We start from the raw sequence: 17,724 nt of genomic DNA, 5'->3' as shown, positions 1-17,724 counted from the left end.
GACCGAACACAGGAATAAGTACCCATGATTGAAGCCGTCTGGATCGTTTTCGCCTTTGTACTGGGATTGGGGGTTCAACGCCTGGGCCTACCGCCCTTGGTAGGCTACCTGACTGCCGGTTTTGCCATAGCTGCATCCGGCGATTTTCTGAACCTGCCAGTGGAAAGTACGGATGCCTTGGGTCATCTGGCTCATCTGGGGGTACTCCTCCTCCTGTTCACTGTTGGCCTGAAACTCAAGATCAAGAGCCTCTTCAAGCCAGAAGTCATCGGCGGCGGTCTGCTTCACTTCGTAATCAGCTCAGCGATTTTTACAGCCGGTCTCTATCTGCTGCTGGAAGTCACTCTTTATACGGCACTGATGCTGGCCATCGCCCTGTCCTTCTCCAGTACGGTTCTGGCTGCCAAGGTACTGGAAAGCAAAAAGGAGTTAAGAGCCTTTCACGGGCGGGTCGCCATCGGCATCCTCATCATTCAGGACCTGATTGCCCTTTTCGTAATGAGCCTGGCCAGCGGCAAAACGCCTTCGGCCTGGGCCCTGATGGTCTTTGCTTTGCCCTTGTTACGCCCGTTGATCTACCGTCTGCTGGACATGAGCGGGCACGATGAACTGCTTGTTCTTCTGGGCCTGTTACTGGCCCTGGTGGGTGGCTATGGCTTCGAAAGTGTTGGGCTCAGTTCAGAACTGGGTGCCCTGGCCTTTGGTGCGCTGCTGGCCAATCATCCCCGGGCCCACGAACTTTCCAAAGCCCTCTGGAGTATCAAGGAAATCTTTCTGGTTGGCTTTTTCCTGCATATCGGCATTGATGGCCTCCCCGATCTCCAGGCCTGGACCTTCGCCCTGATCGCTCTGGTCGCCCTGCCCTTGAAAGGCATTCTTTTCTTCTTTCTGCTCAATGGCTTTAAACTCCGGGCACGCAGCTCATTTCTCAGCAGCCTGACTCTGGCCAACTACAGTGAATTCGGTCTGATCGTTGCCAGCGTGGTACTTCCGGAATGGCTGGTTCCCCTGGCCCTCACCGTGGCTCTTTCCTTCGTCGCCTCGGCCTTCCTCAATCGCATCGTCCATCAGCTCTATGAAAAATGGAGTCCCTTCCTGGTTCGCTTTGAACGCAAGGGCTTTCACCCGGACGAGCAGCCGCTGTATATCAAGGAGGAGGTACTGGTCATCGGTATGGGCCGCACAGGGACAGCAGCCTACATGCATCTGGCTGACAAAGGCTATTCGGTGGTGGGGCTGGATTCCGACCCCATGAAGGTGGAAACCCACTGCAATGCTGGCATGAATGTCGTCTTTGCCGATGCTGAAGACCTGATGCTCTGGAAACGCCTGGAGATGCCTCACCTCAAGTCAGTTATCCTGGCCGCCAATGATGTGGAAGCCAAGGTACTGGCGACCCGCAAACTGCGTGATGGCGGCTTCAAGGGGCTGATTATCGGCCACAGTCTCTACCCCGATCACGCCAAGGCCATTACCGATGCGGGTGCCGATTACACCCACCTCACCTTTGCTGAAACCGGCATAGGTCTGGCTGAGCACCTGATGCAGGAAAACAACCAGGAGCATCTGGTTAAAAGAGTGGAACAGCCCAGCTAGTCCAAGGGCTTGTCGGGCCGGTCACCCACTCGAGTAAAACGGGTAACCGGCTCTCCACTAGCATCCTCAACAAGCTCGCTAAAGCTCTTCTGTGGTCTGGCCCAGCAGGTGTGATCGCCATATAACTGGCGATAAATCACCAGGTACTCATCGGTTTCTGCGTGGCGGGCCAGATACAAAACCTCATAATCGCCACCCTTGAAGTGGCGATATATTCCGGGGCGAACCTCTGCGCTACTCATACCTCCCCTCCTAGGGTCCGGCAGTTCCGGCTCTTCGGGCAGGGCCTTGGTCAGCAGCCGTAGTGCGGTTATAGGTATAGGAAGCGACCTTACCCTCCTCATCATAGCGGACGACCAGATCACTGGTTTGGGCATCGGAAAAGAGGCTGTAGCGATAATAGCCGTAAGTCCAGGTCTGTTGGCCGCTTTCCAGCCCGACCCGCCAGGGAGCACCAAACAGCTCTTCCACTTCAGAACGAGTCGTTTCGCCCACTTCCAGCTGATTAACCTTGTGTTCGGCATAAGGCTGACCGACCGTGGCACAGCCATCCAGCAGCAGAACCAAGCCCAAGCCTACAAACAATGCTTTCATTTTCAGCATGAATAACCTCTTTGTCTTGTCTATCAGGGAGCTTGAATAAATCTGAAGTTTTCAAGCCTCTTTTTCAGTAAAGCATACATCTGCCGAATTAGGGAACCAGATGCAAAGTGTCTCAGCTTTAACCATGACTCAGTGCCCACTTTCTGGTAGCGTGAAGTCATTACATCCATGACAGAGGTGCAACCATGAAGTTTTCTGTACTGGTCGCTATTATTCCCGAAGAACTGGAACAACCCTGTACCGATGCCGCCAAGGAATTGGGTGCAGGCGGTATCACCGTCCTCTCCGGCCGGGGGATCAGCAACACCCCCAAAAAGACCCTCTTCGGCCTGTCTTTTGAAGGCGGACAAACGGTGTTGATGATGGTTCTGGAAAAAGGCCTCTCTCTGGAAGTGCTGAAATGCATTCAAAACCAGGTTATGCCGGACGGCCACAACTCCCGCGGGGTGGTTTTCACTCTGCCTCTGGAACACCTGGGCGGCATAGATCCGACCCAAATCGACCAATTTGAAGAATATCTGCGCGACAAGAACTAAGGGGATTCAAGATGCAAGCTAAGGACGTCATGGTTCGTGATGTGGTAACCATCTCACCCTTCGCCAAGTTACGCGAAGCCCTGGCCAAGATGAAACGCCACCGCCTCAAATCCCTGGTGGTCGAAAAACAAAATGATCAGGATGCCTGGGGACTGATTACCTACACCAACATTCTCAAACTGGTCATTGCCGAGGATGGTGATATCGACCTGCTGAATGTCTATGACGCCTGCGCCAAACCGGTCATTTCCGTCGGTGCCGATCTCGCGGTCAAGCATGTGGCAGCCATGATGGTACAAAGCCGGGTCAAGCGGGTGCTGGTGCTGGAAAACAATGAAATGCTCGGCCTGGTGGCCATGGATGACATCATTGATGTGCTCCTGGAAGACATCAACGAGGAAACCGAAAGCCAGGTATAGACCGAGAGAAACCAGGCCCTGCGAATGCAGGGCCAAGTGGGCTATTGGCGCATCAACAGCAGCGGGACAGAAGTTTTGCGTAACAGATTGGTGGTGGTGCTACCAACCAGGAACTGGCGAATGCGCGAATGCCCGTAGGCACCCATAATAATCAGATCCAGCTGCTGCTCTTCACGGTAAGCCAGCAGAGTTTCTTCCACTTCACCTGAACGAATCGCCGTTGTCACCTCCTGGTGTCCCTGCTCCTGCATTTCCTGCTGGGCCGCATCCAGCAACTGCTGGTTCTTATCCGTCTTCTCACCCACCATCAGTAAATGAAAAGGCAAGCCTTTGCACAGAGGGCTGCGAGCCATGATATAAAGCACCTTCTTGGCCGTGGCGCTGCCATCATAGGCCAGCAAAACCTTGCTAGGGCGGGTAAAACCGGGAGGCGTGATCAGGATTCGGCAACTCAGCGTGCGGATAACACTTTCCAGATTGCCACCGATTTCCTGGGCATCACCATGATCTTCACCCTGACGCCCCATCACCAGAATACGGGTATCTTCCTGCAGGTCAGCCAGGGTTTCGACAAAGTGACCATGGCGCTGACGGGTTTCCGGTGCCTCAACACCTGCAGCCTTGACTCTTTCTGCCGCCGCCTTGAGTTGCTGCTTACCCTGCTCCAGAGCCAGCTTGCTGCGCTTGGCATCCAGTTCGGCCAGCTCTTCAAGCAGATGGTCACGACTTCCCAGACCCAGATTACCGCTCATGTCCGTCTTGGCGGGATAGATGCTTTTATCCAGCACGTGCAAAAGAACCAGTGGACGGTTGACCTCCAGGCTCGCCCAGGCAGCAGCATCACATACCGCTTCAGCAGCCTGGGAGCCGTCTATGCATGCAAGTATCTGTTTCATTGTTTTAATGGCCTCCCATCAGTTTTTCAACTTCCTTGGGATCATCATGAACTCCAAAACGGTCAACCAGGGTGGCACTGGCTTCATTCAAGCCAACGACCTCCACTTCCGCGCCTTCACGCCTCAATTTGATGATCACCCGATCCAGGGACTCCACAGCGGTAATATCCCAGAAATGCGCCCTTGTCAGATCTATAACCACTTTATCAACCACTTCCTTGAAGTCAAAGGACTGCAGGAACTTGCTGGAAGAGGCAAAGAACACCTGACCCACCACCTGGTAGGTACGCTCACTGCCCTCGGCATTGATGGACTTCTTCACCTGCATGTAATGGCCGACCTTGTTGGCAAAGAAGAGCGCAGCCAGAAGCACCCCGACAAACACCCCTATGGCCAGGTTATGGGTTGCCACTACCACCGCGACGGTGGTCACCATGACAATATTGGTGGAAAGCGGGTGCTTTTTCAGATTAATAACTGAATCCCAACTGAAGGTACCGATAGAGACCATGATCATTACAGCCACCAGAGCTGCCATGGGAATCACTGACAACCAGTCCGCCAGGAAAACCACCAGAATCAGCAGAAAAACACCGGCAACCAGTGTGGAAAGGCGTGTACGACCACCGGATTTAACATTGATGATCGACTGGCCGATCATGGCACAACCGGCCATGCCACCAAAAAAGCCGGTGATGGTATTGGCCAGACCCTGACCCTTGCATTCACGGTTTTTGTCGCTCTTGGTATCGGTCAAATCATCCACAATCGTGGCTGTCATCATGGATTCCAGCAAACCCACCACCATCATCATGATCGAATAGGGCAGGATAATCAGCAGGGTTTCCAGATTCAGCGGCACCTCGGGCCAGAGGAAAACCGGCAGGGTATCCGGCAGTTCACCCATATCGCCTACCGTACGGATATCCACGCCCCAGACCAAAGCGACAGCAGTAATGGAAATAATACAAACCAGCGGAGAAGGCAGCAGCTTGCCGATTACAGGTACATAGGGGAAGAGATAAATAATGCCCAGGCCCGCCAGGGTCAAAGCATAAACTGGCCAGGTCACATTGGTCAGTTCAGGCAGCTGAGCCATAAAAATCAGAATGGCCAGGGCATTCACAAAGCCGGTAACCACTGAGCGGGAAACAAAACGCATCAGATTGCCCAGTTTCAGATAACCGGCAAGGATTTGCAGCAAACCCGTCAATACGGTGGCGGCCAGCAAATACTGCAGCCCGTGATCTTTCACCAGGGTCACCATCAATAGCGCCATGGCACCTGTGGCTGCTGAAATCATACCGGGACGCCCCCCGGCAAAAGCCGTGACCACGGCAATACAGAAAGAAGCGTAAAGCCCCACCTTGGGGTCCACTCCGGCAATGATGGAAAAGGCAATCGCTTCGGGAACCAGCGCCAGCGCGACTACGATACCGGCCAGAAAATCGCCACGTAGATTGGAAAACCAGTTGTACTTAATAGACTGGATCATGAACATCTCATTTCATTTGATTGAAAAACATCCCGCTCCCCGGGAATACCGAGGCTAGTTGTTGTTTTTTGTGCAGGTACGAATACAAGAGGAGCGTCACCCTGAATCAGGGTTTGCAAGAGGCACGCCAACCGGCCCCCTGATAAAAAAAGCAGCAAAATGCCTGGAAAAACGCCCATCTTTGGCAGGTTTGAAAAGCCGCGCAGTTTACCATACCCGCCTGCAAATTCCACGCAGCTTGAACAGGAACCCGCGAGTCAACTTTACCGCTTGCCAAGTGCGGTAATTTGTCGCACTATTTGCCGCAATTTGATCCCGGCGATCCAACCGATTTCTACAGGCCACAGCCATGTATCCCCTTTACCTATCGCAATTATCTAAAAAACTAAAAAAGGAAACCCACCATGACTGCTTCCCTGACGCAGGGTTTGCTCAAGAACTTTCTCGGCAACGCCCCCTACTGGTACAAATACCTGATCCTCCTGTTTTTGATCATTAACCCCATCATGCACTGGTTGCCTGGCCCCTGGTCGGCCGTGGCTGGCTGGGCATTGTTGGCACAATTTATTTTTACCCTGGCCATGGCGCTCAAGTGCTACCCACTGCTGCCGGGTGGTCTGCTGGCTCTGGAGGCAGTCGCCTTGGGATTGACCACGCCGGATATGGTGCTGGAAGAGGTCAGGCATAACCTGGAAGTTATCCTGCTGCTGATGTTCATGGTGGCCGGGATCTACTTCATGAAGCAGCTACTGCTTTTCACCTTCACCAAGATCCTCATTGGCGTGCGCTCCAAATCCCTGCTATCCCTGATTTTCTGTATCAGCGCCGCACTTCTGTCAGCTTTTCTTGATGCTCTTACCGTAACGGCCGTGATCATCTCCATTGCCGTCGGCTTCTACTCGGTTTATCACCGCGTGGCTTCGGGTCAGGAATACCACAATCATGGCCACGACCATGGCAATGATCTGACGATCCTTGAAGCCCAACGCGAAGACCTGGTGCAGTTCCGTGGTTTCTTGCGCTCACTGCTGATGCATGGAGCCATAGGCACGGCCCTTGGCGGGGTAGCCACCCTCGTGGGCGAGCCGCAAAACCTGCTGATCGCCAAGGAAGCCAGCTGGGGATTCAAGGAGTTCTTTTTCAGGGTCGCACCCGTGAGCATGCCGGTACTGGCGGCCGGTCTGACGACCTGTCTGCTGCTGGAGAAGATCAAACCCCTGGGACGGGCTTTTGGCTATGCCGGTCGCCTCCCCGCAAGGGTTAGAAGTATTCTGGAAGACTTTGACCGCTACCAGACAGAGGCACGTACACCCAGAGAAACGGCTCAATTGCTGGTTCAAGCCGTGGTAGCTGTCTTTCTGGTTTTTGCTCTGGCGCTGCATCTGGCCGAGGTGGGTTTGATTGGACTGGCGGTCATCGTGCTCTTGACCAGCCTTAACGGGATTAACGAAGAACACCAGATCGGCAAGGCCTTTCAGGAAGCCCTGCCCTTTACTGCTCTGCTGGTGGTCTTCTTCACCATCGTGGCCGTCATTCACAGTCAGCATCTTTTCCAGCCATTCATTGAGCTGGTCTTGAGCCAGCCCGTGGAGAAGCAACCAGGCATGCTGTTTTTTGCCAATGGCATTCTTTCTGCCATTTCCGACAATGTGTTTGTAGCAACGATTTACATCAGTGAAGTAAAAGCCGCTCTTATGAACGGCAGCATCAGCCAGGCGCATTTTGAAGATCTGGCAGTGGCGATCAATACCGGCACCAACCTGCCCAGTGTCGCCACGCCCAATGGTCAGGCGGCCTTTTTGTTCCTGCTGACCTCAGCCATAGCCCCGCTGATCCGCCTGTCCTACGGCCGCATGGTACTCATGGCACTGCCCTATACACTGGTCATGAGTGGTGTCGGCTTCTGGGCGGTCACCCACTGGTTGTAAGCTTAAAAATGTAGGTGCTCATCGATAAAAAAACGGCCACCCTAACAGGTGGCCGTTTTTCTCAAAGGCTTTTAAAGAGTCTCTGATTCCCGTGATAAGCGTCGACTAAAGCTGAATTCCTTCCTGGTGAATCCTTGCACTTTCCACATCCCTGGTAATCACTACGCAATAGCTGGGCAGAGATTTCTTAATCCTTGGAGGGTGCCTTGCAGGTTTTAATACCAAAAGGCAGGTAGGCTGGGCAGGTTCCCACCAGACCGGTCAGCAAGGGAACCACGCCGATCCAGCCCCAGACGCCGATTGTGCCGGTGAGGGTCAGTGCCAGCAAGACAACACCAGCCAGAATACGGATGATCCGATCAATACCACCTACATTCTTAATCATGTTCGACCTCCTTAAAGGTTCGCTATTAACAACCGCTAAATTAGTGGCTTATCTGCATTTTGCAGCGCACAGCAAAGAGAAGCAATAGTGGTTAGAATCTAATAACAAAAAACAATAACAAGGATAGGCATGTGGAATTTTTAAGGCGACACCCTCTGGCCACCATCGTCCTGGCCCAGTTATTGGGAACCTCCCTCTGGTTCAGCATCAACGGCGTGGCCCAGAGCCTTGCGCAAACAAGCGGCTTGACCGAAGCCGGCCTGGGGCAACTAACCCTGGCCGTACAGATGGGGTTTATCTGCGGCACCCTGCTGTTAGCCACCAGCGGACTGGCCGATCGCTTTCCCGCCAGTCGCATCTTTGCCCTGGCAGCCTTCTTGGGTGCCCTGATCAATGCCGTTTTCATTTTGGGTAGCAGTCATTTCCCCCTGGCCTGGGGGCTAAGATTCATAACCGGTCTCTGCCTGGCAGGCATCTACCCGCTGGGCATGAAACTGGTCGTCAGCTGGACGCCGCAATATGCCGGTCGTGCGCTCGGCTGGCTGGTTGGCATGCTAACGCTGGGCACTGCCCTGCCGCATTTTCTTCGAGCCATCACCCCGCAACTGGTTTGGCAGTACCCCCTGCTGCTGTCTTCGCTCTTGGCGTTGGTTGCCGGACTGCTGATTTATCTTCTCGGTGAAGGGCGGGAGTTACCGGCCAGGGCGGCCAAGGGGTCGCCGTTCCAGGGGTTGGCTGCTTGGCGGGAAGCCACCTTCCGGCGTATCAGCCTGGGCTATTTCGGCCACTGCTGGGAACTCTATGCTTTCTGGACACTCACGCCTTTTTTGGTGACAAGAGAAATTCAACGCCTGGGCTGGGATGGCTTACTGACCAGCGGCCTTTCCTTTGTGATCATTGGGCTGGGGTTGGCGGGATGCGTCTGGGGCGGCTCTTTAAGTCGCCGCCTGGGTAGCCTTAAGGTGGCCCGGGCCATGCTGCTGGTCTCGGGCAGTTTGTGTCTGATCTATCCTTTTGCCGGCCAGCTACCGCCGCTGGTTTTACTCGGTCTGCTGGCTGTCTGGGGCTTTACCGTGATTGCCGATTCCCCCCAGTTTTCTGCCCTGGCTTCGGCCAATGCACCACGCGAACACCTGGGCTCTGCTTTGGCCATGATGAATGCCATCGGTTTCAGTCTGACCCTGCCTTCCATCGCACTGGCAACCTGGCTGTGGCAGGACTGGCAACTGGCTTCTTTGCTGATCCTGCTACCCGGCCCACTGGTTGGCCTCTGGGCCTGTGGACGCATCGACACCCAGCGCCTGGCGGAAATCTGACCGGCTAATGGCCGGGGGCCTGACTGGTGGGTAAATCGCGACTGATTACCCAGCCTCGGGCATCCAAAGGAACACGCAACACCAGACCCAGGCGGGAATCCTGATAGTCGGGTGCAAAGGCCTGCTGGAAGTAACCGCCGACCAACAGATGCGGGGCAACCCGATAGCTACCTTCCAGCAAGAGGTCACCCCCCAGACCGTTATTTTCGGTATCTCCGGAAACGCCCTCTTCAGTACTGGCATTCCAGGACAACTGCGCCTGGGAAGCCAGCTGCCAGTTTTGTTTTTCCAGCGTCAGCAGTTGTAGCTGCACACCGGCCCGCCAGTAAGTCTGGGGACTGAAATAGCCACCTTCCTGCACAGCAAAGCCACTCAGGTTTTTATCCCACTGACTGTACTCCACAAAGGGCCCCAGGCGCAGATAATCGAGTCGATCTCCCGGTAATAGCTGGGGACGATTCCAGCTTAAATCCAGGCGTAGATTCTGGTGAGGGTTAGCCGCGACCCTTTCACCGGTCACTTCCCCCCAACTACCGCTTACAGCCAGACTGGTGGTAGCGGGCAGAGAGAAAACACCCAGCAGGGAAATACCCTGATCAGCTAGAGTTCCCCAACTGGAAGAATCCGCCGGATCCACGGCTCCGTGAAGGGACAGAAGACTATCACTGACTTCCTGGCGGAAAAGACGGGCTGATAGAAAACCAAAGGCCGGGAACAAATCCGTTTTCAGGCTGGCATAAAGCTGACCGGAAGCCGCCTCAGTGGCGTGAAGGCTGCGTAGACTGGCTTGCAGATTAAAGGTCGCCTCTTCCTGGCGCAGACTGATCTCGGGCGAATAAGCCAGGTTATCAGCCAGTGCACGCGTTTGATTGGCTGCCGTCAGGCTGCCACTACCAAAACGACTGCCTGCCGGGGGAAGGCCTGAGTCCACATGATCACCCAGTAGGCGCACACCCAGACGCCAGTCTTTCCAGAGACGGGAAGCCCCCAGATAACCCTGAAGTCTTTGCAGGCGGGTGGTGCCGGTATCCCCGGCCTTGGCACGGAAATGCAGGCCTGATGAGAGGATCCAATCAGCCCCGGCTCCGGTTTCCCCATTCAAACGGGTCGCTAAATCAAATTGCTTGCGTGCCCAGGCCAGGGCAGCGACCTGCTGGCGGCTGGCAGCCCTGAGCAAGGGATGACGTTCACGGGCTACGGCCCAGGCTTGAGGCTGACCTAAACGCTGAAGAGTGTATTCCAGCGCTTCGGCCAGATCCGTCGAGGCAGGAGAAGCCAGCAGTAGACGATCAAAACCCTGGCGGGCCAGTTCATAATCACCGGCATCATAAGCCTGCCAAGCCAGCTGAACCTCCAGGTTATAGCAGGCTTCACGCAGGCGTTGCGACTTTTCCCGGTGCAAACAAGCCAGATCCCGGGCTTCATCCAATCGCTGCAGACGCTGCAGCGCCAGATAACGGCCAAAGAGTTCGCTTTCGCGGGGTTCGGCCTGGGCAAACAGCAGATAGGCCTGCTGCCATTTTTCCTGATCAAAGGCCTGCCAGCCCAGCTCGGCATAAATGCCTTCCCGACCCCAGGTATAACTTTGGCGGGCAGCTTCAAGAAGCTCATCACTCTGTTCATTCGCCAGGGCGACCAGCGCCAGTTGGTAATAGGCAGTAGCCAGACCATCACTGACGGGGGCGGAAGCTTGCAAGCGGCCTGCTTGCAGGAAACGATCACGCGCCAGCAGAGGCTCACTGCGCTCCAGATGGATCCAGCCCAACAGCAGGAGATGATCGCTTCTTTCGCGGGTAAGAGCCTGACGCCCCAGATCATTTAAGTGTGCGGACTCCACTCGATCCAGTTCATTCGCTGCCAGGCTGGCCAGACGCCCCATGGCAAGCAGATAGGGATCAGGTGGCGGCCCCTCGGGCGTGGTTGCCGACGGCCGGTTGGCCCGTGCAAAGGCTGCTTGTAGATCAGCGGGTGTCTGCCAACCCGGATTTTCCTGGCGTAGACGCAGCCATTCGGCCCGGGCAGCACTCAGCCGCCCCTGCCTGAGGTGATACCAAATGCCCGTGGTATCCACTTGCTGATTTTCCGGCGGCTGGGCCTGCGGCTGTTCGGGACGCAGGTAATAATCGGCCGAAACCTCACGCTCATTGGTTTCAGGATGCTGTTGATGTTCCAGCAAATCCGGTTGTGAAGCCAGTACTTCGGCCGCCAGCAGCAGACTGCCAAACAGCAGCAGCAAACGGGTAAAGGCTGTCATGGGTGGCTCTCCTGCTGCTTGTCTGCCAGGGCCAATTGACTCAACAAAAACAGACTCCAGGCATAGTAACCGCTGGTGGCATCCGGGCGAATCAAGTCTTCAGCGGCTAACCCCTGCCCCTGGGACAAGGCTGTCACCACCTGGGAAACCGCCTGCATGCCCCGACTCCAGGCATAGTCGGCCTGCTCTTCACCGCTGAGACTGATCCAGGCCGGTGGTGGTGAGTGGTTTTGCCAAAAAGTCAGATAGGGTTCTGCTTCCTGTTCACTGATGCCCTCTTGCGACCAGGCCAGATGCAAAGGGACTCTCACTGCATCAAAACCGTAACGCCAGGGAAAGAGGCTGGAAGCCTGCCACTCGCCTTCAACCAGGGCAACCCAATCCGGCGCCAGTCCCGAAGTCAGGGAAGCCATTTTACGAAGATCGGTTCGACTCTGCTCGGCCAATTGCTGCCAGGCTTGCTCGGGGAAGGCTTTAGCCAGGGCGTCCAAAGCAGGGAAGACCCAGTAGGAAGGATTGAGAGTTACAGCCTCGCCCTGGATGAAGCCCAGCTCACCCGGCAAGAGCAACAGCTGTCCCTGATGTTGCAGCAGCAATTTATCGCTGGCTGCCCTGGCAATACGATCCGCCGCTTCCCGATATTCATCCACCTGCCAGCGATCGGCTGCTCGCAAAAGAGCCCAGGCAATCAAAATTTCGGCATCACTGGCATTGTTAGGATCACTGATGCAGGAAGCATCCTTTTCAGGACAGGGAGAATACTTCCAGGAAAAAAGACCGTCTTGCCGTTGCAACTGGGTTTGGGTCCATTGCCAGATGCGCTCGAAAGCTTGACGATCATCGGCAGCTTGGGCAAAGAGAAGGCCGTAACCCTGGCCTTCACTATGGGAAATACCCCCGTTATCCCGGTCGACCACCCGACCGGAAGCCTCGACAAACTGCTCAGAAAAAGCCTGCCAGGTGTCGGCCTGAAGCCTTGGAGGAAGGGGTTCCGGTTGCTGTTGCAACAACCAGAAACCGGCCACCAGTGCAACGACCACCACTCCGGCAAACAGCCCTTTCATTATTCAGCCTCCAGTTCTTTCCTGCGTTTACCCAGCAGTTTGACCGCAAGCAGAGTGAAAGCCAAGAGGACCACCAGTACCCCACCCAACCAGTACCAGGGGTTGTTGGACAGGATTAGACGCAGCTTCATCCAGGTATCCTTTTCGCCCAGTTCATAGCGGTTGGCAACCTGAAGATGAGCTATCTGATCAGGATCTTCTTCCCAGATAAACAGATCGCCCTGCAGCTGCGACCAGAAGGGTGAAGTAACCAGGGTCAGCAGGCGCTCATGCAAAAGTGACTCGGTTTCCGCAGTAACCAGGGTCAGGGTCGCCTTCTCTTCGCTGTAGGGGTTGGCAAAAGCGACCAGCACACCCAAATCACCCAGGCCGCTGCGTTGATGGACCTGACCACTCAGGCGGCTGGCGGAAATTGCTTCCGGGGAAGCCTGAAAGAGAGAAACCTCATCCTGGTTCAGGCGTGCACGCAAATCATTCAAGGCCGGATAAGGCCAACGCTGAGTCCGTCCCAGAGACAAATCCCAGGTAGAAAAGAGATCATCGGGCAGGCTCGCCGGGGTACCCAGCATCAAGGCATGACCCGAAGGCTGACCACCGACTTTTAGCTGCAGGTTTTCCAGGGGGGCACCGGCTGCTTGAGCCAAGCGACCCACCAGCGTCAAGGCACCGGCAGTCAAATCGGAAGAAGAGAGGATGACTTCACTGGGTGTTTTATAACCGGAAGCAACATAGGGAAAACCGGTATTGGCAAAGAGTGTCAGGTTAGGCTGAACACTGACTTCAGCGGCATCCGGCAAGATCACCCGAGACGTATCCTGCATCTGGAAAACCAGATGGGTTCCGGGAATACCGGCACATTCACCCACCACCAGCTCAGGTCTCAGGGTGACATCAAAATCCAGCGTATTGATGCCGGGATTGAGTTTACGAATAGGAATACGAATCCGGTAATTGCGGAAGGCACTACCGCCGGGTTGATCCAATAGAAGACCGTGAACATACTCGCCGTTAACCAGGACATTCATAACCGAACCGGGTCCCATGCCTGCGCCATAACCAAAGTCCAGCTGCAGCTCCAGGTGTTCTGATTCCACCGCATAGTAATCAGCTGGCAAGGGCAGATTTACACGAATCCGCCTGCTGCCCATATCCTGGAAGGTGGCTGTTGGCTGCTGCAGATCAGCAAAGCTATAACTGCTTGCCGGGTGTAAAAAGCGGCCACTGGCCTGGGGTAACTGATCATTCTGCTGCAAACGCTCCAGCAGGGTGATTTCACCCACCGGGTTAAAGCGATCATCCATTTCCTGCAGTAGACGTGCAGCCTGCAGCACTTCTTCTTCATCGCGACCACTGACCAACAGGCGCACCCCGCCGGGCACCAGCACCTCACCCTCCTGATCCACCAGGGGTTGAACCTTCTGCAGGCGCAGATAAGGACCACGAATCAAATCGATTTCAGCAGGCGTCATGATTGAGTGCAGTTGCTCGCGAGTTGCCAACAGCAGATGAAACGGCTCGGAAGTTTCCAGGTAGGAGATAGCCTCGCGTGGGTCCAGCTGCAGTTCGGTTTCCTCGATAGCCAGCATATAAGGAGTACGATCCTTCATCCAGGCCTGATGACGGATTTCCAGACTGGTATAGTCGCGTCTTAGCGCCAGCGCCTGAGCCGCCAAGGGAAGCGCCTCGCGATAGACCCGCGAAGCGGTATTCACAGAACCATCCAGATCGGGTGCCGTCACCAGCAGGGCCTCTTCCAGACCGCCGATACCAGGAGAAAAGAGATTGGAAAGATCGGCCAGGGTCAGTTCACTGGAAGTACCGGTATGAGTGAGTTCCAGATGGGAGTGATAAAGATCCAGCTCTGTCCAGAGTTCCGGTGCCGTGGCATCTTCACAGCTATTGGTGTAGTGCTGATTGACGGCCAGAGTCAGCTTGTTGAAGCCTTTGCGCCAGAGTTCAGCCGGCAGACGCACACGGGCATCGGAAATGGGCTGTTTGGAATCAAAGGGAATCTGCGCCAGGGTGGTCTCGTTGAAGCGAACCAGCAAAAAAGAGCGTTCATCTTGCAGGGCAATGGAGTTGACCAGGCGCAGACTTAACACCGCATCCTGGATATCCCGGGTTTCAGCCAGGGGAAAGAAAAGCTCTCGCTGCTCGGTCACGCCATACAGACGCACCGGCCCGGCCTGCGCAGAAAAGTCCGACAGGCGCATGACTTCCGTCTTGGCCGCCTGCAAATCAGCTTGGGCAGTGACTGCCTGACCCAGAAGAAGTACCACCAGTAAGAGCCAGCCCAGCTGTCTGACGGCTAATCCTGAAGCGGCATGAGTAAGAGAAGTCATAGTTTTCTCCATTGAATGACCCGTCAGCCTTCAGGCTGCCAGTTGTTTTTTATGTTTTTTAAATAAATGCTGGTAACGCTGCACAATCAGAACCCGGAAGTGTGCACGTACCGGAACCCAGATCAGGCTTAAAACAATTCGTAAAGCCCGCATAAAGCTGATTGGACGGGCGCGCCGGTTCTGGAAATACAACCAGCGAGCACTATCGGCAAAACTCAATGCCACCAGATCGTTCATCTGGGTGGAGTTCTCGGGAACAAACTCAACACCCAGCTCTTCTCCCCTAGGGTCGGGAAAGACCGCACGTATGACCAGAGGCAGATGTATCCAGCGTTCCAGTACCGGTGACCAGAAGTCCAGCTGATATTGCTGTCCCACCTGCAAACCCAGAGATGTATCCAGCCTCAGGCGACTGCCATTGGCAGAGATATCCAGAAGTTTGCAAGCCAGAGCCTGATCATCACCCAGTCGCAGCCGCCCCTCTTCCTTGATCGGCAAACGCGGTGCCACCCGCTTCTGGCGACGCTCCAGCAAGGCTCCCAAAGCAGCAAAAACCGTCAGAAAGTTAAACAGGTTCCAGAGCAGCACCACGGTAGTTAGATCTCGGGTCAGAGGCTCCGCCCAAAAACGGTAAGCCCCGGTAAAGAAGCCAAGAATCAAGAGGGCAAAGAGGACATAAAAGGGTTTGGCCAAAGGAGAGACAAACTCCTCATCCAGCGTATCCCCCTTGGGTGTCACCATAAACGAAGGCTTGCGGGGGTTGATAAACACCTTGACGATGGCCACCAGGGAGAAAACGCATTGCATGATTTCGTAGAGTTCGGAAATCAGGGGCCAACGGGTGCGACCAAACAGGAAGGAGGAAACCATGTAGGTGCCGATGATATGCGGAAGCGTGAAGGCGAGTATCTCCATAAAAGAGGCGTTATAAACCTGCATGCCAAAATACAGGTAAGCCAGCGGAGACAGCAGAAAGATGCTGCGCGCAAAAGGGAACATCCAGAAAAGAATGGAACTCATGTAGCCCACACGCTGATGCCATTTCAGGCCGGGAGCCTTATAAGGCTTTTTCAGCAGCAGGATCTGTGTCATCCCCTGAGCCCAACGCATGCGCTGGGTCACAAAACCGGTAAAGGTTTCCGGTGCCAGACCGGCCACCATGGGGCGATCCACATACACGGAGCGATACCCCTTGCTGTGTAGATCGAAAGCCGTTTCGCAGTCTTCGGTAATGGAATCCCCGGCCAGACCACCCACTTCATCCAGATGTTTGCGCCTGAGCACTGCAGCAGAACCACAGAAGAAGGAAGCCTCCCAGAAATCCAGACCTCTCTGAATGGTTTGATAGAACATATCGTTTTCAGAGGGCATGCGACTGAAAGATTGCAACAGATTGCGGTCAACCGGGTCAGGATTGATCATAAAGTGGGGAGTCTGAACCAGAAAGATGTCGTCATGGCGCACAAACCAGGGAACGGTGTGATCCAGGAAATCCACGGTCGGCACATGGTCGGCATCCAGTACCACCACCAGATCCCCCTCAACAAATTGCAGGGCGTGGTTCAGATTACCAGCCTTGGCTTTTTCGTTGCGTGGGCGCGTCAGATAACGGCAACCCAGACGCTGACACAGAGCTTGCAATTCCGCCCTGCGTTGACGGGCTGCTGCAGCGACCTGCGCATTATCAGAGTTAACCTTCTGATCCGTACCGCCATCATCCAACAGATGAACGTTCAGCTTTTCGGCAGGATACTGCATCATCAGGGCAGCTCTCAGCGTGGTTTCCAGAAGTTCTGCATCTTCATTATAGGAAGGAACCAGGACATCAACGCTAGGCAAATCCGTGCCCTCGGGTAGATCCTTAAGGCTCAATAAGGGCCGCTTGAGTGGCACGGCATTGATAATGCAGCCCAGGACATGAATACAGGAGGAATAGATTTCGGCAGTAAAAAGCAAAAGGACAACGATCAGCGTCATCCAGTCCACCGCAGAGAGGGTATAGATACCGCGCCAGGATAGGTAACGCAGGGTCAGAAAGCAGCCCAGAACCAGAACCAGAATCCGGGCAAAATCTCCCCAGCGGGAGCTTTCACGAAAGGATTCACAGACCCACATCAAGCACAGCAGAGTGACCGCCGAGAGCAGCTGTCCCAGCGAGTCCATGGGCATAACAACTGCCAGCCCGGCCGCTGCCAGCAAAGCCAGAATAACAAAAACCAACAGGCGGCCAGGCTGCTTAATCATAGACAGGAACCTGATGCTGGGCAGCCTCACCATCAAGACAGGCGACCAGCTCCGGATGGGCTGCATTGGTTTGCAAACGCCGACCTTCTTCATCAACTTGAAGACCGGCATAAAAGAAACGGCGAGCCAGATCATTTTTCTTTTTGCGTGCCCGGCGCAGGAAATGACTGACCCAAGGCAATACCAACAGCATGACAGGTAACAGGAAAGCTGGAACATTCACCCAGAAATCCGTATGAGGCGCCATGCGCATCATGAAAAACAAATTCAAAATGGCAACCAGCACCCCGCCTACCAGGAGGGATTTAAGAAATTGTAAACGTTGATGGCGCTCAACCAGCCCTCTGTAAATATGGAGCTGTTGCAGCCAATAGAGATTGTCTCCGCTCGCCTTAATCATCAGTAACGCCTCGCAACTATTTTGTTACATCAGGTTACTACAGGCGCAGAGAAAAAGATAGATACAAGACTTAACAATCAATTAATGCAAGCTTTACCTGTTATCAATGGAAGAAGCCTGTAACAGACTCCAGAAAAAACTTAAAAATAAATTAATAATTAACAACTTATAAATAGACAATCCGCTGAATAAGTGCCAAAACAAAAAACCGAACACCGGTCTTCCCGGTTTTTTTGTCCTTGCAGA

At 54.6% G+C, this 17,724-nt stretch carries 15 protein-coding genes; 5 read left to right on the top strand and 10 right to left on the bottom strand.

The features are described 5' to 3' along the window. The first annotated feature begins 24 nt into the window (after positions 1-24). Positions 25-1,596 carry a cation:proton antiporter family protein gene (locus tag DFK18_RS07460; RefSeq protein WP_114417629.1) on the top strand — a complete coding sequence of 524 codons (1,572 nt, stop codon included), beginning with the start codon at positions 25-27 and terminating at the stop codon, positions 1,594-1,596. Here DFK18_RS07460 and DFK18_RS07455 read toward each other — a convergent pair. Both DFK18_RS07455 and bamE read right to left on the bottom strand, forming a co-directional pair. Then, positions 1,593-1,838 (bottom strand): DUF1653 domain-containing protein, encoded by a 246-nt coding sequence (locus DFK18_RS07455; protein ID WP_114417628.1) that lies wholly within the window; start codon positions 1,836-1,838, stop codon positions 1,593-1,595. The two genes, DFK18_RS07460 and DFK18_RS07455, sit on opposite strands and share 4 nt — an antisense overlap. A 10-nt stretch (positions 1,839-1,848) precedes the next feature. Further along, positions 1,849-2,199 carry an outer membrane protein assembly factor BamE domain-containing protein gene (gene bamE / locus DFK18_RS07450; RefSeq protein WP_114417627.1) on the bottom strand — a complete coding sequence of 117 codons (351 nt, stop codon included), beginning with the start codon at positions 2,197-2,199 and terminating at the stop codon, positions 1,849-1,851. 185 nt (positions 2,200-2,384) lie between these two features. Here bamE and DFK18_RS07445 point away from each other — a divergent pair, with 185 nt between their 5' ends. Beyond that, entirely contained in the window at positions 2,385-2,735 is a 351-nt protein-coding gene (locus DFK18_RS07445) for a transcriptional regulator (RefSeq protein ID WP_114417626.1), read from the top strand. A gap of 11 nt (positions 2,736-2,746) precedes the next feature. After that, entirely contained in the window at positions 2,747-3,154 is a 408-nt protein-coding gene (locus DFK18_RS07440; RefSeq protein ID WP_114417625.1) for a CBS domain-containing protein, read from the top strand. Positions 3,155-3,195: 41 nt separating this feature from the next. Here the strand turns inward: DFK18_RS07440 and DFK18_RS07435 are convergent, their stop codons facing one another. Both DFK18_RS07435 and DFK18_RS07430 read right to left on the bottom strand, forming a co-directional pair. Further along, positions 3,196-4,050 (bottom strand): universal stress protein, encoded by an 855-nt coding sequence (locus tag DFK18_RS07435; protein WP_114417624.1) that lies wholly within the window; start codon positions 4,048-4,050, stop codon positions 3,196-3,198. A gap of 4 nt (positions 4,051-4,054) precedes the next feature. After that, positions 4,055-5,545 (bottom strand): SulP family inorganic anion transporter, encoded by a 1,491-nt coding sequence (locus DFK18_RS07430; protein ID WP_114417623.1) that lies wholly within the window; start codon positions 5,543-5,545, stop codon positions 4,055-4,057. Between the two features lie 404 nt (positions 5,546-5,949). Here DFK18_RS07430 and nhaB point away from each other — a divergent pair, with 404 nt between their 5' ends. Then, complete coding sequence (gene nhaB, locus DFK18_RS07425; RefSeq protein ID WP_114417622.1) at positions 5,950-7,473, top strand: sodium/proton antiporter NhaB; 1,524 nt, start codon at positions 5,950-5,952, stop codon at positions 7,471-7,473. Positions 7,474-7,660: 187 nt separating this feature from the next. Here the strand turns inward: nhaB and DFK18_RS07420 are convergent, their stop codons facing one another. Then, on the bottom strand, positions 7,661-7,858 hold the full coding sequence (locus DFK18_RS07420) for a YgaP family membrane protein (RefSeq protein WP_114417621.1): 198 nt from the start codon (positions 7,856-7,858) through the stop codon (positions 7,661-7,663). 131 nt (positions 7,859-7,989) lie between these two features. On the opposite strand from DFK18_RS07420, the gene DFK18_RS07415 reads away from it, so the two are divergent. Continuing rightward, on the top strand, positions 7,990-9,174 hold the full coding sequence (locus DFK18_RS07415; RefSeq protein ID WP_114417620.1) for an MFS transporter: 1,185 nt from the start codon (positions 7,990-7,992) through the stop codon (positions 9,172-9,174). Positions 9,175-9,178: 4 nt separating this feature from the next. Here DFK18_RS07415 and DFK18_RS07410 read toward each other — a convergent pair whose 3' ends face one another. The 5 genes from DFK18_RS07410 to DFK18_RS07390 are packed head-to-tail and all read right to left on the bottom strand — an operon-like array spanning position 9,179 to position 17,478. Continuing rightward, on the bottom strand, positions 9,179-11,428 hold the full coding sequence (locus tag DFK18_RS07410) for a cellulose synthase subunit BcsC-related outer membrane protein (protein WP_114417619.1): 2,250 nt from the start codon (positions 11,426-11,428) through the stop codon (positions 9,179-9,181). Continuing rightward, positions 11,425-12,492, bottom strand: a complete 1,068-nt coding sequence (locus DFK18_RS07405; RefSeq protein WP_114417618.1) for a family 8 glycosyl hydrolase — start codon at positions 12,490-12,492, stop codon at positions 11,425-11,427. The genes DFK18_RS07410 and DFK18_RS07405 overlap by 4 nt, the downstream gene beginning before the upstream one ends. Beyond that, positions 12,492-14,834: a cellulose biosynthesis cyclic di-GMP-binding regulatory protein BcsB gene (locus DFK18_RS07400; RefSeq protein WP_162299725.1), complete on the bottom strand. Its 2,343-nt coding sequence runs from the start codon at positions 14,832-14,834 to the stop codon at positions 12,492-12,494. The genes DFK18_RS07405 and DFK18_RS07400 overlap by 1 nt, the downstream gene beginning before the upstream one ends. A gap of 30 nt (positions 14,835-14,864) precedes the next feature. Further along, the gene (bcsA, locus tag DFK18_RS07395) at positions 14,865-17,078 is read right to left on the bottom strand and encodes a UDP-forming cellulose synthase catalytic subunit (RefSeq protein ID WP_114417616.1); all 2,214 of its coding nucleotides are present in this window, start codon (positions 17,076-17,078) and stop codon (positions 14,865-14,867) included. Beyond that, positions 17,071-17,478: a hypothetical protein gene (locus tag DFK18_RS07390; protein WP_114417615.1), complete on the bottom strand. Its 408-nt coding sequence runs from the start codon at positions 17,476-17,478 to the stop codon at positions 17,071-17,073. Before DFK18_RS07390 ends, bcsA begins: the two co-directional genes overlap by 8 nt. Between the last annotated feature and the right edge of the window lie 246 nt (positions 17,479-17,724).

Origin of the sequence: Marinospirillum perlucidum (genome assembly GCF_003336805.1) — a bacterium.
GTDB classification, from domain to species: domain Bacteria; phylum Pseudomonadota; class Gammaproteobacteria; order Pseudomonadales; family Halomonadaceae; genus Marinospirillum; species Marinospirillum perlucidum.
The sequence above is the reverse complement of the archived record's forward strand: the minus strand, read 5'-3'. Positions and strand labels throughout refer to the sequence as shown.